Raw genomic sequence first — 16,062 nt, 5'->3', positions numbered from 1 at the left:
TGCATTGCAATGATACTGTTTGTACAAACTGTACCTTTTATAAATGAGGCACCTTTAATACAGTGCGCTCCATTGTTTCGCATTGTCTACTTTTTTTCGCTACCGGACCGCGTCAACCGCAGACACGGACCGGGGCCTCACATTCTGGAGTGCTGTCGTGGTTGCCGATTCCCGCTTGCCCAATTTCCGTGCCCTCAATCCTGCCCAACGTTGGGATTTCCTTGCGAACGCTTGCGGGTTGACGGACGAAGATCGCGCGTTGCTCACGCAACCAGGCGCCCTGCCCGTCAACATTGCCGACGGCATGATTGAAAACGTGTTCGGCACCTTTGAGCTGCCCATGGGAATCGCCAGCAATTTCCAGATCAATGGCCGAGACGTCCTGATCCCTATGGCGGTCGAAGAACCGTCCATCGTCGCCGCCGCCTCCTACATGGCCAAACTGGCCCGTGAAGATGGCGGTTTTCAGACATCCAGTACGCTGCCGCTCATGCGCGCCCAAGTGCAAGTCCTGGGCATCTCCGATCCCTACGGCGCGCGTATCGCGCTGCTGCAAGCACGTGACCAGATCATCGAGCGTGCAAACGGCCGCGACAAAGTGCTCATCGGACTGGGCGGCGGCTGCAAGGACATCGAAGTCCACGTGTTCCCCGAATCGCCGCGTGGCGCCATGATCGTGATGCACTTGATCGTAGACGTGCGCGACGCCATGGGGGCCAACACGGTCAACACCATGGCCGAATCGGTGGCGCCGCTCGTCGAGGAACTGACTGGCGGCTCAGTGCGCCTGCGCATTCTCTCGAATCTGGCTGACTTGCGTCTGGCTCGCGCCCGTGTCCGCCTGACTCCGGAAACGCTGGCCACCAAAGAACGCAGCGGCGAAGCCATCATCGAAGGCGTGTTGGACGCCTATACTTTCGCCGCCATCGATCCGTATCGTGCTGCGACGCACAACAAGGGCATCATGAACGGCATTGATCCCATCATCGTCGCTACCGGCAACGATTGGCGCGCCGTCGAGGCGGGAGCGCACGTCTACGCCAGCCGCCAAGGCGGCTACACCTCGCTGACTCGCTGGGAAAAGGACAACAGCGGCGCGTTGGTTGGCACGATCGAATTGCCCATGCCTGTCGGCCTGGTCGGCGGCGCCACCAAAACGCATCCTCTCGCCCGCCTGGCGCTCAAGCTCATGCAGGTCAAATCCGCGCAAGATCTAGGCGAAATCTGCGCAGCCGTCGGATTGGCGCAAAATCTGGGCGCGTTGCGCGCACTGGCCACCGAGGGTATTCAGCGCGGCCACATGGCATTGCATGCCCGCAATATCGCGCTGGTAGCTGGCGCAGTCGGCGACGAAGTCGACGCGGTTGCCAAACGCCTCGCTGCCGAGCACGACGTACGCACTGACCGCGCGCTTGAGGTTCTGCAAGAACTGCGCGCCAAAGGCTAAGCACCCTGATGTCGGCTCGGATACATAGTCCTCCGAGCCCGCATTCGAGTGTTGGCCCTCAACCAGTCCGCTGACACTCGCATCAAAAACGAAAAAGAGCCGCCTGCGTAACGGCTCACCTGACACTCACGGAGACCTATCCATGACACCCGAGCATCAAGGCTCTCATCCTGCGCCACAAGGCCGGTTCGCCGAGGTTTGGGGCGACACCGTCGATCTGAAGCATCTGGCCTGGGCGATAGCCATAGGCATTGGCATCAGCATATTCGGCTTCTACGTGGCCAGTCACTGGCTGACATCCATCGTCGAGTCCAAACAACTGGCCCATGCCTACGCCATGTTGGCAGGCCTGGCGGGGTGCATCATCGCCGGCGTGATTTGCGCAAAAGCATTTCCGCCAAAACGCGAGGTCACGGAAACGGAAATTTCCGTCGATCCGCAATGGCGGCAAGAAGTGCTGGAAGAACTCGCCATGACGTCCGGCGGCATGGGTTCGATCGCCGACCTTCCGCCCACGGTCACCCAAGAGTTGAAAGAACTCAAACTCTACGACCTGTTTGCCGAAGCCGAATCCTCGGCCCGCAACGTCCCCACAAGCCGCTGAACAAGGAATCACTTCATGGATCCTCATCTGATAGAACAGATCGCAGTGGCCGCGGGCATGGGTCTGATCGGCGCTGTGGTCTTCGCAGCCATCGGCCTGGTCTCTGGCACCGATGAAACAACGACGCTCGCTCCGCTGACATTGCTGACGGTCTTGTTGGGCGTACCGCCTGCCGGTGTGTTCACTTTCTTCTTGGCTGGCGCCGTCGCTAAACACATGACGCACGCGGTACCTACGGCCTTGCTGGGCATTCCCGGTGACACCATGGCCATGCCGCTCCTGCAGGACGCGAACCTGCTGCGCAAGCTGGGCGTGCCGCATATCGCCTTGCGCAAAATGGTCTCTGGCGCCATCATCGCGGCCTTTGTCGCGGTGCCCCTGGCGGTCCTGTTTGCTGTCATGCTGGCGCCGTTTGGTGCGTTCATCACTAAAACAGCCCCCTGGATTTTCCTGGCCGCCGCGGTATTGATCGCCTATTTTTCCGCCGGCCGCTGGGCATCCGTTGCGCTGTTGGTGCCCTTTGTCGTGGTCATCCTGGCGCTGCAGAGCCTGACTGCAAAATACGACGTCAAGCTCAGCATCAGCTATTTTCTGGGTATTGCCATCGGACCGCTGATTGCAGACCTGTTCACGGTACTTTCACCGGCCGGCCGCCAACGGATGTCACGCGACAATGTGCGCAAATTCAATCTGGCTCCCGACGTCAAAGGCTGGTCGGGATACTTCCCCAACCCGTTCAAGGTGCTCGATCGCAGCCAGACACGATGGACACTGAGCACGGCACTGGTATCCAGTGCGACCTTTGTATTCAGCCCTGTGGCCATGACCGTCGTCCTGGGCGAAATCGTCGGCTCGCGGATCAAACACGCTTATCACCGGCTCACCACCGTGTTGAGCGCACGCAATGGCGTCACTGAGGCCACCTACATTGCCGAAGCCTTGATCCCGCTGATCGCATTTGGTCTGCCGCTAAGCCCCGTCGCCGCAGGCCCCGCTGCACCGCTGTTCAATGCCCCTCCCCGCTTTACCGTGGATTCCGCAACAGGCCAGACGCACAATCTGCACAACCTGATGAACCATTGGGAATTCCTGGGCTACGGCATGCTGGCCGTGATTCTGGCGGCGGTCGTGTCCTATCCGTTCGCGATGAATTATGCACGCCGCGCAGCCTTGTTCGTCTCGCGCAAAGTCAGCCACGAGGCCATCATTGCCACCTTTGTCGGCCTGATCATTGTCATCAGCGTGTGGGAAGGCCAACTGCTCGGCTTGCTGGTCATCCTGACCATGGGTTTGATGGGCGGTCTGCTGTCACGTATTTTCGGCTTTAACACTGGCGTGCAGTTCATGGGTTACTACACGGCAGTGCTGAGTGTGCCGGCCTTGGTCAAACTGCTGTAGACCAGCCGGGGCCTCCCCTGCAAATGCGCGAGCCCCGAATCATCATCTCGCACATGGAAAAAGCCCCGGTTCACATATTGAACCGGGGCTTTTTTCTTTTACGCGCTGTGGTGCCGCTTGAATCACTCTGTCATCGGCAAACTCGCTGTTTGATCCCAGACCTTATGCTTGCCCAAGTACCGATGACGAAGGGATGAAGCGGCAATTCGATCATACCGCTCCACCAATATGGTTACTGCTCAGCGATAGGCTGCTTTTCGCGACCCGTAAACAACCGTCCAACCAGGCCCCACACCAATAACAGCAGCGCTGCCGTCATGATGGTGCCGACCAGGCCGTTCTCAAAGAATACCGCCATCGATCCTTCTGACAGCAGCATGCTTTGACGGAATGCATCCTCGGTTTTATCGCCCAGCACCATGGCCAGGATCAGTGGTGCAATCGGGTAGTCGAGCTTTTTAAAGACATAGCCCACAACACCAAACACCAATGCGATGTACACGTCCGACATCTTGCCGCTGATCGTATAGGCGCCGATCAAGCAGATGACGATGATCAGCGGTCCAATCACGGCAAACGGCGCGCGCAGGATCGACGAGAACAAGGGAATCGTCGCCAGTACCAGCACCACGGCCACGATATTGGCCACATACATCGAGGAAATCAGGCCCCAGACAAAATCAGGCTGTTCAATGAACAGCATCGGCCCAGGCTGCAAGCCCCAGATCATCAGACCGCCCATCATCACCGCTGCCGTGGCAGAGCCCGGCACACCCAATGCCAACATGGGCAGCAGCGCCGACACGCCGGCGGAGTGATCCGCCGCCTCGGGAGCGACTACGCCGTCCGGCTCGCCTTTGCCAAAGTTATTGCGATACTTGGAAAAGCGTTTGGCCAAGCCATACGACATGAATGATGCCGCCGTCGGACCGCCGGGTGTGATGCCCATCCAGCATCCCACGATCGTCGATCGGATGAGGGTCACCGCATGACTAGGCATTTTCTTGATCGCCTGCCACACCACGCCCCAACTCATCCGCGCCCGCAGGCCGTTGAATTTCAGGCCTTCTTCGATGGTGACCAGCAACTCGCCGATCCCAAACAGCCCCACCACGGCCGCCAGGAACGACACACCGCTCACCAAGGTGTCAGAGCCATAGGTCAGGCGCATTTCACCCGACACCGTATCCATGCCTACCGTCGCCAGGATCAGGCCGATCAACAGCGACGTCAGGGTTTTCAACGGAGAGCCGCCACTGACCAGGTAACTGCAGAACGTCAGCAGATAAACGGCAAAGAACTCGGGCGGACCGAATTTCAACGCAAAATCGGCAATCGCATTGGCAATCAGGGTAACGACAATCACCCCTGCCATTGCGCCGAAACCCGCGGCGATAAAAGCGGTAGCCAACGCCTCTGGCGCCAGGCCCTTGCGTGCCATGGGATGGCCGTCGAACGTGGTCGCGACCGATGATGGCTCACCAGGGATGTTGAACAGGATAGACGTCGTCGAACCGCCAAAGAGCGCGCCCCAATACATCGAGGACAGCAGAATGATGGCGGAGACGGGCTCCATCGTGAACGTCAAGGGCAATAACAGCGTCACGCCGTTGGGCGCCCCCAGGCCGGGCAAGACCCCGACCAGGATACCCAGCAGAACGCCTGCCGCCATCAACCCGATGTGATGCAGAGTCAGTGCAGTGTCAAAGCCTGACGCGAGATAACTTAGTTGATCTAACATGGCAAATCTCTAGGCGGCGAGGCGCCAGGTATCAATCCAGTCTTCCAGCGGCCCACGCGCCAACGGCACGTTGAACCACAACTCGAAAATGGCGTACAGCACGACGACAGCCCCTACGCCGATCAACAATGACCGCCCCCAGCCAAAATGGCCATGCAAGCGGCACATATAGACCAGGAAAACCGCCGATGCCACGTAGAACCCCAGGAATGGAGCGGCAGCCGCCAACACCACCGTTGGAATAAACAGTGACATCACGCGGCGCAACTGTTCGCCGGTAACGAAGACTTCGTCTTGTACGGGCTTGCGCACTGCCTGGATCAGCAGCAATACGCTGACAATCAGCAGCAACACGCTCAGACGCAGCGGAAAGTATCCCGCCTCCGGGCCCGTACTGCTCCAGCCGGAATTCAGTTGCAGGCTGCCGTAGATGACAACTGCGGAAAACGCAGCCAGCAGGCCAGCCATGGTGACCTCCATGGCTTGGCGTTGAATCGATATAGACTTGCCGTTCATGCTGAGTCACCCGCGAGGCTTAGTCTTTGACCAACCAGCCGTCTTTTTCGAACTGGGCTTTGTTTTTGTCGGCGTCGGCAGCGATATAGTCCTTCAGCGCCTGCCCTGTCAGGAACATTTCGGTTTGCAGGCCGCGCTCGAGCCAGGCCTTGAATTCCGGCTGTTCACGCACCTTGGCCATCACGTCCTCGTAGTACTTGACCTGCTCGGCGGTCAATCCGCCGGCTGCCCATACCGTACGCGGCATGTTGAACGTTTCAATGGCAATACCCGACTCATGGCAGGTGGGCACATCGCTAAAGCCCTTGTCGCCATGTACTTTGCCTGTAATCGTCAGACGCTCTTTGGTGAACACGCACAGCGGCTGTACCTTGCCGGCACGCCAGTGCGAGACGTTTTCCGAGGGGTTGTTGAGGTTGGCATCGACGTGACCTCCCGACAACTGCGCAGCAACTTCACCACCCGACTTGAACGGGATGTAGGTGACTTTCACACCTGTCGTCATTTCGATCTGGCGAGTCAGGATGTGATCGGTGTCTTTGGATTGCGCCCCGCCCACTTTGATCGAGCCCGGCTTGGCGCGCGCGGCGTCCAACAGGCTCTTGACGTCCTGATACGGGCCTTCGGCATTGGACCACAGCATGAACTCGTCGGCAGCCATGATTGCCACAGGCGTCATGTTTTCGATCTTGTAGCCCACCTTGGTGATCATCGGCATCAGATAAGCCAGGTTGGTCGAAAACACCAGGCGGGTGGGATCGCCTTCAGAGGACTGCAAGTAGACCAGCGCTTCGGATCCTGCACCGCCGCCTTTGTTCGTCACGATGATAGGCACCGGCATCAGCTTGTGCTTTTGCACCACCGCCTGTACCACACGGGCGAACTGATCCGTACCGCCTCCTGGCCCCGCGGTCACAACGAATTCCACCGGACGCGTGGGTTTCCAATCGGCCGCCATCGCCGGCATGGTGACAGAGGCGGCGCCGATTGCGACGGCAGCCAAAGAAGCAAAACGAAATACGCTACGCATGTTGTCTCCTGAATAGCGGTTTATTAGTCAAAACGAAGTCTAGGTCGTACTGCTTGCCGCGCAGATCGGCTCAAACGGCCGGAAAGAACGCAGCGTCCTGCTGTAGCCTCAACGTCAGCAATTCCGACGCCGGGTCAATTTCAATATCGTCAAAGCAGATCAACTGGCCGGCCGGCACATCACGTACCAATTTGCGGTTACCGACCAGGTAGAACGGCGCCGGCGTGCCGGCGGCCAGCGGCGCAGCCGGCACCAATTCCGCAGCGGTGCCGTCGATGGTGTGATGATGGCCGCCCATGGTCAACACCGTTCCGGCCGACAAGGCTTTCGTGCTGCGTGCCACCAGATCCAGACGGGGCTGTGGCACTTGTGCTCCGCTGGACAATCCGTAGACGGCTGCGTCCAGCACGCTGCTGAACGCCTCCAGGCCCAGCAAATGGCGGGGAATGTACATCATGGCGCGCTGCTGATCACGGCTCATCACGTGCCCCTTGCCCAGCAACAGATCCCAGGTAGGCTTGTCGTCACAGCGAATCACGACGAACACGCCGCCGGCAAAGCTCAACTCGTCACGTTTGCGCAGGCAATGAAACACATCGACGACGCCATTGCGCTGGAACAAACCGCCTTCGGCAGTGGTGGCGAACAAATCGGGGACTTCGCCAGGACGGGCGATGGGCGCATGAAAAGCAGCCGTGTCCACGCCCAGACCAGTGCTATTGGCCACAACCTGCATCTCGCACAAATCCGGCACGGCGCGCTGCGGCAATGCTGCGCAAATCTCGGCACGCGCTTTGACGCATTCGACTTCCTTGCCCGCCGGCATCACCCATTGATCGCCAAAGCCCGGCACATCGATGGTTACGCCATTGCTGTCCATGCGGTTCGTCTCGGCATCGAACACAAAGTCATATTCGCTGGACTTGCCTGCCGACAGCACCTCAAAACCCATTGCCTGCGCCCAGGTCACCAGGCCGATCAACAAGGAAGGCTGGTCACCGTCGACCGGCGTCATCACACGCCCCTTGGCCCGCGCCAGACGCGACAGTTCAGGACCGACCACGCTATCGACTTCTTTCGATGCCATCGCCACATGCAGACCGGCCTCGATGGCCAGACGCGCATGACGGGCGCCTGCCTCGGGATGCCCTGTGGCCTCGACCATGACCTGCAGCGGCAAGCCCACAACAGCGGCGGCATCGCTCGCGGCAATGTAGAGGCCCTGCTCCCAGGCCTGGGTGGCCTGCTGCGCAGTGTCACACTGCGCGATCTGGGCTGGATCGATACCGATAGACACCCACGCGTCTGCTGCAATAGCCGAGGTCAGGTCAACCGCGACACGGGCGCTGATCGTAGGCACGCGCCGGGATTGGGCGAGAAAACTCCGCCCGAAGCCGCCGCTTCCGATGACGCAAACTTCGATAGGCTGGGTGACGCCTTGATAACGATGCAGATAGTCCATGGAGTGAAATGAGCACGCTTAAGCGACAATACGCTTCTAAGGAAACGCAGATTGCATGTAAATTTGCATGCAATACAGGCATTTCAGTTGAATGACAGGCCGAATATTAGGCGAAAAATAGATTGATTGCATGCACTTTGGCAAAAAAGACCACACGAGATGAAACCAAATACTCACGCGACGGCATCGGCCAAGCCTTCCAGCAGAGACGGCATGAGGACCGATCAGGTCGCCGCGCAACTCCGTAAATTGATCGTCTCAGGCACGCTGTCGCCCGGGCAGCGCCTATCCGAGCGTGTCGTGTCCGAGCAATTCGAGGGAATTTCGCGCACCCCGTTGCGCGAGGCGTTCAAAATACTCGCGGCGGAGGGGCTGCTGACATTGGAGCCGAATCGCGGTGCAGTCGTGACCGCACTGTCTCTGCCCGAGGTCGAAGCGGCCATCGAGGTCCTGAGCGGACTGGAAGCCATGGCCGCCGAACCGGCCTGTGACCTGATTACCGACAGCGAATTGGCGGAGATCGAGACATTGCATGCAAAAATGGTCGCCGCGCATGATGCGGGCGATCTCATGTCGTACTTTCAAATCAACCAGACCATCCACCAGCGCATGGTTGATGCCGCGCGCAACCCCGTTCTGTCACGCATCTATGCCGCCGAATGCGCGCGCATACGCCGCTATCGCTACGCAGGCAATCAACAGCCCGCACGTTGGCACCAAGCCGTGCGCGAGCATGGCGAGATGCTGAACGCGCTGCGTGATCGCGCGGGGCCGGTCCTGCGCGAAATGCTGCGCAGACACCACAAAGCAGGCTGGGTCGTATCACGCGGCGTGCTTGAAGAAACCCTGGCAGCCGCCGACGTCTCAACGGCCAGCACCAGACAGCAACGCCGTAGCGCAACAGCGTCAAAGCGAAGCAAATAACCCCGTTGGATGGCGCAGGCGCCATCCAACGCACCCGCCTGACTTGCGGTAGAGTTGATGTTCGGCTCTACCCCTAACGATTTCCGTTCATCCAGAAAAATATCGGGCACGCCTCTTGCGCATGCTCGTCCTTTTGGACATACGGCCGTCTCATATCTAGGCTGCAGCGCCTGGTGTCATCACGCATCCACACATGCCTCATTCACCGTCAGCTCACCGATTATCATGGTTTGGATTAGCCTGCCACAGTACATTGTGGTTCAGCGCTTCGGCCGCGTTGGCACAAACGCCTACACTCGAGCCGGTCATCACGACCAGCACCCGTTATGACACCAATGTGCTGGACACGCCGGCGTCGGTCAACATTGTCGATGGCGTTCAATTACGTGCAGACAATTTACAGATCAATCTATCGGACAGCATGGGCAGCGTTCCTGGATTGCAGATTCAGAACCGGCAGAATTATGCCCAGGACCTGCAGCTCTCGATACGCGGCTTTGGTGCGCGCTCGACCTTTGGCGTACGTGGGATAAAGATTTTTGTCGACGGGATTCCGGCCACCATGCCAGATGGCCAAGGCCAGACGTCCAACATTGATATCGCATCGGCCGATCACGTCGAAGTCCTGAGAGGGCCATTTTCCGCGCTCTATGGCAATGCCTCCGGCGGCGTGCTGCTAGTAGAAACCGAAACGGGTAAAGCGCCTCCCACCCTCCAAGCCAACTTCGGCGCTGGCAGCTACGGCACTTATCACTATGGCGTCAAAGCCAGCGGCGCAACCGGCAAGTTCGACTACGTGGTCAGCGCCAACCGCTTTACCACCGATGGCTACCGCGATCACAGCAGTGCGCGCAAAAACCTGGGCAATGCCAAGCTAGGCATTCAACTCGACGACGACAGCCATCTGACGATCGTGGCCAACAGTGTGGATCTGACGGCACAGGACCCCTTGGGCTTGACTCGCGAACAATACGAATCTGATCCGCGGCAGGCCACACCGCAAGCCGACCTGTACAACACTCGAAAAACCGTTCAGCAAACCCAGGGTGGGCTGGTGTACGAACGGCAAATCGATCCCGACAACGAGTTGCGCGCGATGGTGTACTACGGCCAGCGCCACACCGTGCAATATCAATCTATTCCTGCCATCGTCCAAGCCAATCCTCAACAAGCCGGCGGCGTCATCGATCTGCGGCGCAAATATGCCGGGGCTGATGTACGCTGGACCTCGCATCTGAGCCTGGCGGGCCGGCCCTTTACCTTGATTGGCGGCGTGTCGTACGACACATTGAGCGAACGGCGCAAGGGCTATGAAAATTTTCTGGGCAGCGCCAGCGACCCGACGGAGCTCGGTGTCAAAGGCGCACTGCGTCGCAACGAGACCAACGACGTCGACAGCCTGGATCCCTATCTACAGGCCTCATGGCAATTCGCATCGGACTGGACCCTGGACGCCGGACTTCGTTACAGCACGGTCGACTTTGACTCCGATGACCATTACGTCAATGCAGCCAACGGCGACGACAGCGGCTCGGCGCGTTATCGCAAAGCGTTGCCCATGGCGGCGCTGCGTTATCAGTTCACGCCGAAAACCATGGCCTATATTTCCTATGGCCGCGGCTTCGAAACCCCGACCACCAACGAATTATCCTATCGCCCGGATGGCGCATCGGGCCTGAACCTGGGCTTGCACCCTGCGTTGAGCAATAACTACGAGGCCGGCATAAAGACCGAACTCGGCAATGGCATCCTGTCCCTGGCGGCTTTTCACATCGACACCCGCGACGAGATCGTATCAGCAGGCAGCCTGAATGGACGGACCTCGTATCGCAACGCCGGACGGACTCGCCGCGATGGCGCAGAACTGGGCTGGAGCGGCAACATCACCTCAAACTGGCACGCTGATCTGGCCTATACCTGGATCAATGCGCGCTACCGCGATAGCGTCGATAACTCGGACATTCGCGCCGGCAACAAGATCCCCGGCATCGCCAGCCAAATGCTGTACGGCGCTCTCGCCTGGGCTCCCGCTGAAGGCTGGCGTGCCGGCATCGAGGGCAGATACCTCAGCAAGATCTACGTGAACGACGCCAATAGCGACACGGCCCCCGGCTATTTCGTCGCCTCGGTCTCTACGGGCTATCTTTGGCGCCGAGGCCCTTGGGAATGGAACGCCTACGCTCGCGTAGACAACCTGTTCGACCGCAATTACGTAGGCTCAGTCATCGTCAACGATGGTAATGACCGCTACTTTGAACCCGCCCCTGGCCGCAACTGGAGCGCGGGATTGAGCGTCAGCTATCAGTTCTGACGCGCCACTGGACCGCACTGGACCGCACTACACCCTTCGATTTGTTTGGCCTGCCGACGCACCAACGCAGTGCGCGCCAGGCAATTTCCTCTCACCTCACCGGCTACGCCCCCAGCATGGCGCAACCGGCGGCCAGCGTACTTGGGCACAGAACCAGCACCTGCGCCACGAACCTCTATATAATCACTAATAAGACACGTTCTCATTACAAAACTTAACCGCGCATGCCCGATGCCTTTGCCTGCCGTCCCTGCACGATCGTTGCCTCCATCAGCCACTGAATGCGTCGGCACGCTATATCAAAGCCATCACACGTGGTTAAACAGTTGGCTGCGCCGCAAACTGGGCGACCATCATGATGCGGCCGATGTCGCCCACGATACGTTCGTGCGCGTATTGCAAACCCGTCTGGCTGATCGGATACAAGAGCCGCGCAGCTACTTGACCACGATAGCGCGTGGCCTGGTCGTGGACCTGTGGCGACGGCGCGCACTGGAACAAGCCTATCTGCAGGTCCTGCAAGCACTGCCCGTCGAGCACCAACCGTCGCTTGAAGCGCAAGCCTTGATCCAGGAACAACTCATCCAGCTCGACCGCATGCTCAACGGCCTGGGAGCCAAAGTAAAACAGACCTTTTTGCTGTCGGTCATCGAGGGCGCCACCTATCCCGCCATCGCACAGCGCCTGGGCATCTCGGAGCGGACCGTCAGCCACTATATGGCTCGGGCCATGGAACGCTGCTGCTTGCTGATGGATTGAGCACGACCATGACCGCTTCTTTTTCCTCGACGGCCGAACAACGTGCTGCCATCAAAGAAGCGGCTCGCTGGTTCGCCCGTCTGCAAGCCTCGCAGGCGGATGAGGCCGCCCATGCAGCTTGGTCGGCCTGGATGGCACGTCATCCGGAGAATCGCAACGCCTGGTCCAAAGTCCAGGCAGTGCAGCAACAGTTCGCAGCAGTGCCTGGCCATGTCGCGCTGCCGACATTACAGAACGTCGATCACGGACGACGCCGGCTACTGGGTTGGGCCGCCGCCAGCGCAGCGCTGCTGCCTCTGGGACTCTGGATGAGTGACGATGCTCACCGTGCCAGATGGACGGCGGATTTTCGAACCGCTGTCGGCGAAATCACTCCCCTGCCCCTATCCGACGGCAGTGTAGCCATCCTGGATACCAACAGCGCGGCAGACGTGGATTTCACTGCCGATACCCGTCGTATTGTCTTGCGCGCCGGACGGCTCTATACCAAGACCCATTCCGACAACGTCGCACGATCACGGCCCTTTGTTGTGCAGACCCGCCATGGCGAGGTCCAAGCGCTAGGCACCGAGTTCATGGTTCGCGTCACCGATACGCACAGCAAGGTCTGGGTCAACGAACATGCAGTGCGCGTTATTCCGAAGGGTGCGCCCGACGCCACGATGATCATCCAGGCGAGCCATCGCGCGACATTCGAGGACCGCGGCCTGCAAGCCGGGCCCGTCGAGAAGCATGATGCGCTGGCCGCCAGCAATTTTGCGCCTTGGCGCAACGGCTCGCTGGTGGCTACCAATATGCGCCTGTCGCAATTCGTCGAGCGGTTCCAGGCCTATCAGCGCGGTTATCTATTCTTGGATGACAGTCTGGCCAACGTGGAAGTCTCCGGCGTATTCCCCCTGTTCAAACCGGAATTAGCGCTGGCCGCGCTGGAAAACAGCCATCCCTTGCAGGTACGGCGGCTGACGCGTTATCTCACCTGGATTGAACCGCGGACCTGAGGCGCTCCGTCGCACTACCTCATTTCGAGCCTCGTGACAGTTATCTGGTCAGCGTCACCCGTTTCAACCGGAAACAAATTGGATTGCAAGAAATCACGGCGCCATTCGGCCTCCTTGGTATCCGTGAACATCGACGATCAACGTCCGTTTCAATATGCCGCTGCGACACCTGCCCACGAAGCCAACTCTCTCGCCTTCGCCCACACGCGTATTCCCCAAAGCCCAGCTCTTGCTCATGCTGAGCACGGCCATGTCGTTCAATCTCGCACCGCTCGCCACCCACGCAGCCCCCGCTGAGGAGTCGGTCGCCATACGGACCTATCAGATTTCGGCGGGTCCGTTGCTGCCTACGATCAATCAGTTTGCTTCCGAGGCCGGCATTGCATTGACATTCGACGCCAATGCACTGCAAAACGAGACTTCGCCGGGTGTACAAGGACGCTACACGGTAGACGAAGGCCTGCGGCAAGTGCTCGCCGCGTCGAGCTGGCAAGCACGGCGCAGCGCCAACGGCGCCTATGTGCTGGAAAGAAAATCCGCGCCTCGCAGCAGCGGCGACGTCACACTAGCCCCCGTCACCGTAACCGCCTCGTCCCTGGCCTCAACCGAAAACTCCGGCAATTATGGCGGCCATACGACCTCGGTATTCAAAGGCGAAACATCGATCCGCCAAACACCACAGCCCGTCACCATCATCTCGCGCCAGTTCATCGACGATCGCGACATGCCGGACCTGCACGACGTCATGCAGAATACGCCGGGCGTCACTGTGGACTACACCGACAGCGAACGCGTGACCTACTATTCGCGCGGCTTTCAGATCGACTCTCTGCAGATCGACGGTTTGAACGTCTATCAATCGGGCTCGACCTTTATTCAACCGGATACTGCCGTCCTCGATCGCGTCGAGGTACTGCGCGGCGCTGCCGGCATTCTGCGTGGATCGGGTAACCCATCTGCCACCGTCAATCTCGTGCGTAAACGCCCCACTCCTGAATTCCAGGCCGGCGTCAAACTCATGACAGGCTCATGGGATCGCAACCGCGTCGAAGCCGATATTTCCAGCCCCCTGAATGAATCGGGCAGCCTGCGCGGCCGCGTCGTCGCCGTCTTGGATAACAAAGATTTTTTCCAGGACGCGCGCGAAGAAAAACGCCGCGTGTTCTACGGCGTGCTGGAAGCCGACTTGACGGACAACACCACCCTCACCGCGAGTTTCCAACACACCGAGCTCAAGGCCACCGGTGCGTGGGGCGGACTCCCCCGGGATTTTGATGGCAGCTCGCTGCATTTCTCGCGCGACACCTATCTGGGCGCCGCGTGGAATCATTGGAACCGCTACAACCAGCAAGCCTCGCTAGAACTGGAACACCGCTTTGATAACGACTGGAAAGTCAAAGCCAGCGCCGCCAATACACGATTCCGTTATTTCGATGGCGGCTTCAAGCAGAGCTACATCACGCGCGCCGGCACGACAAACCCATATCTATACAACGTGACGACATCGGTCTATCCCGACTCGGCGAGCGATCAGAATGCCCTCGCACTCGTGGCCGATGGTCCTTTGACGGTGCTCGGTCGCAAACATCACCTGACCGTTGGCCTGGAAAGCAACTACACCCGTACCACCGGTTCCAGCGGTTACTTCAATCTCGGTCCCCTGAACAACGTCGACATCCGCGATTGGAATCCCTATACCAGCTATCCCGAGCCCACCGATGAAACCGCGGGCACCTATTACAAAGCCACGAACAACATCGTCAAACAACAAGCCGCCTATGCCGTAGGCCGCATCTCTGTCACGGATCCCCTGACTGTTCTGCTAGGCGCGCGCGCCACATGGTGGGATTACAAAGTTCCTGGCGATTCCGACAGCAACTACAGCATCGATCGCGAGATTACCCCCTATGTCGGCCTCATCTACGATCTGAACGACAACTTCAGTCTCTACAGCAGCTACAGCGAAATCTTCGTGCCGCAAGACGCCTACGATGCGACCGGCAATCTGCTGGACCCCATCACCGGCGAAGATTACGAGGCCGGTTTGAAAGGTGAATTCCTCGATGGCCGCTTGAATTTCAGCGCATCGGTATTCCGCATCAACAACACGGGCCGCGCGATGGACGATGCCAACAGCGCCAACCCTTGCCTGCCCAACTACCCCAACGGCTACTGCAAAGTCGCGGGCGGCAAGACGCGCAGCCAAGGCTGGGAACTGGAACTGACCGGCGAGATCACGCCGAACTGGCACATCATGGCCGGCTACACCAACACCCAGACCAAATATGTGCGTGATGCATCCGACACCAACATCGGACAGCCCATTCGCACCCTCGATCCCCGCCACCTGCTGCGCCTGTTCACCACCTATCGTTTCCCCGGCGCCTTGCACGGCCTGACCATCGGCGGCGGCGTGCAGGCACAAAGCAGCACCTACGCCACCAGCCGCGGCATCGAAGCCCGCCAAGGCGGCTATGCCGTCTACAACCTGATGGCCGCCTACGATTTCAACGAAAACGTGCGCCTGCAGCTAAACGTCAACAACGTATTCGACAAGGTCTACTACCGCAAGGTCGACGCGACAGGCATCAGCAATTACTACGGCGACCCGCGCAACTTCATGTTGTCGCTAGGCCTGCGGATGTAAAACGGACACCAGTTGCCAAGCAAGGGCCGAACCTTCATCGTCTGCGGCCTGTGTTCCTACTGTTGCATAGGCGAGTGTGCCTGAGTGTAGGATGTGGGATATGGAGTTCTATTGGACGTCGAGGCGGGGCAGTGACCGTGTTGGCGCTTCACGGAGTCGGTCGGCCGCCTGCGCGTCCGACTGCCGCATCGCTCGTCTCGTCCGGCCCCTTCGGGCCTACCTACG

12 protein-coding genes are annotated in these 16,062 nt (G+C 59.3%); 8 read left to right on the top strand and 4 right to left on the bottom strand.

What is annotated here, in order from left to right; genetic code table 11:
* Positions 1–157: 157 nt before the first annotated feature.
* The 3 genes from ACNA0I_RS11025 (at position 158) to ACNA0I_RS11015 (ending at position 3,449) form a co-directional block, all read left to right on the top strand.
* Positions 158–1,447, top strand: a complete 1,290-nt coding sequence (locus ACNA0I_RS11025; protein WP_415806050.1) for a hydroxymethylglutaryl-CoA reductase, degradative — start codon at positions 158–160, stop codon at positions 1,445–1,447.
* Between the two features lie 142 nt (positions 1,448–1,589).
* A complete protein-coding gene (locus tag ACNA0I_RS11020) occupies positions 1,590–2,051 on the top strand; it encodes a hypothetical protein (protein WP_415806049.1) in 462 nt (153 codons plus the stop codon).
* A gap of 15 nt (positions 2,052–2,066) precedes the next feature.
* On the top strand, positions 2,067–3,449 hold the full coding sequence (locus ACNA0I_RS11015; protein ID WP_415806048.1) for a tripartite tricarboxylate transporter permease: 1,383 nt from the start codon (positions 2,067–2,069) through the stop codon (positions 3,447–3,449).
* A 232-nt stretch (positions 3,450–3,681) separates the two neighbouring features.
* Here the strand turns inward: ACNA0I_RS11015 and ACNA0I_RS11010 are convergent, their stop codons facing one another.
* From ACNA0I_RS11010 to ACNA0I_RS10995, 4 genes are all read right to left on the bottom strand, one after another.
* A complete protein-coding gene (locus ACNA0I_RS11010) occupies positions 3,682–5,190 on the bottom strand; it encodes a tripartite tricarboxylate transporter permease (RefSeq protein WP_415806047.1) in 1,509 nt (502 codons plus the stop codon).
* Positions 5,191–5,199: 9 nt separating this feature from the next.
* A complete protein-coding gene (locus ACNA0I_RS11005) occupies positions 5,200–5,706 on the bottom strand; it encodes a tripartite tricarboxylate transporter TctB family protein (RefSeq protein ID WP_415806046.1) in 507 nt (168 codons plus the stop codon).
* Between the two features lie 19 nt (positions 5,707–5,725).
* Positions 5,726–6,736: a Bug family tripartite tricarboxylate transporter substrate binding protein gene (locus tag ACNA0I_RS11000; protein ID WP_415806045.1), complete on the bottom strand. Its 1,011-nt coding sequence runs from the start codon at positions 6,734–6,736 to the stop codon at positions 5,726–5,728.
* A 70-nt stretch (positions 6,737–6,806) separates the two neighbouring features.
* Positions 6,807–8,198 (bottom strand): NAD(P)H-dependent oxidoreductase, encoded by a 1,392-nt coding sequence (locus ACNA0I_RS10995; protein WP_415806044.1) that lies wholly within the window; start codon positions 8,196–8,198, stop codon positions 6,807–6,809.
* 213 nt (positions 8,199–8,411) lie between these two features.
* Between ACNA0I_RS10995 and ACNA0I_RS10990 the strand changes: the two genes are divergently transcribed.
* The 5 genes from ACNA0I_RS10990 (at position 8,412) to ACNA0I_RS10970 (ending at position 15,837) form a co-directional block, all read left to right on the top strand.
* Positions 8,412–9,122: a GntR family transcriptional regulator gene (locus tag ACNA0I_RS10990; RefSeq protein WP_415806043.1), complete on the top strand. Its 711-nt coding sequence runs from the start codon at positions 8,412–8,414 to the stop codon at positions 9,120–9,122.
* Between the two features lie 193 nt (positions 9,123–9,315).
* A complete protein-coding gene (locus ACNA0I_RS10985; RefSeq protein ID WP_415806042.1) occupies positions 9,316–11,433 on the top strand; it encodes a TonB-dependent receptor domain-containing protein in 2,118 nt (705 codons plus the stop codon).
* A gap of 231 nt (positions 11,434–11,664) precedes the next feature.
* Positions 11,665–12,192: a sigma-70 family RNA polymerase sigma factor gene (locus ACNA0I_RS10980; RefSeq protein ID WP_415806041.1), complete on the top strand. Its 528-nt coding sequence runs from the start codon at positions 11,665–11,667 to the stop codon at positions 12,190–12,192.
* 8 nt (positions 12,193–12,200) lie between these two features.
* Entirely contained in the window at positions 12,201–13,190 is a 990-nt protein-coding gene (locus ACNA0I_RS10975) for a FecR domain-containing protein (RefSeq protein ID WP_415806040.1), read from the top strand.
* Between the two features lie 250 nt (positions 13,191–13,440).
* Entirely contained in the window at positions 13,441–15,837 is a 2,397-nt protein-coding gene (locus ACNA0I_RS10970) for a TonB-dependent siderophore receptor (protein WP_415806039.1), read from the top strand.
* Positions 15,838–16,062: the final 225 nt, after the last annotated feature.

Origin of the sequence: Bordetella muralis (assembly GCF_965139205.1) — a bacterium.
GTDB lineage: Bacteria > Pseudomonadota > Gammaproteobacteria > Burkholderiales > Burkholderiaceae_B > Bordetella_A > Bordetella_A muralis.
This window is presented reverse-complemented; position numbering and strand designations above follow the sequence as displayed.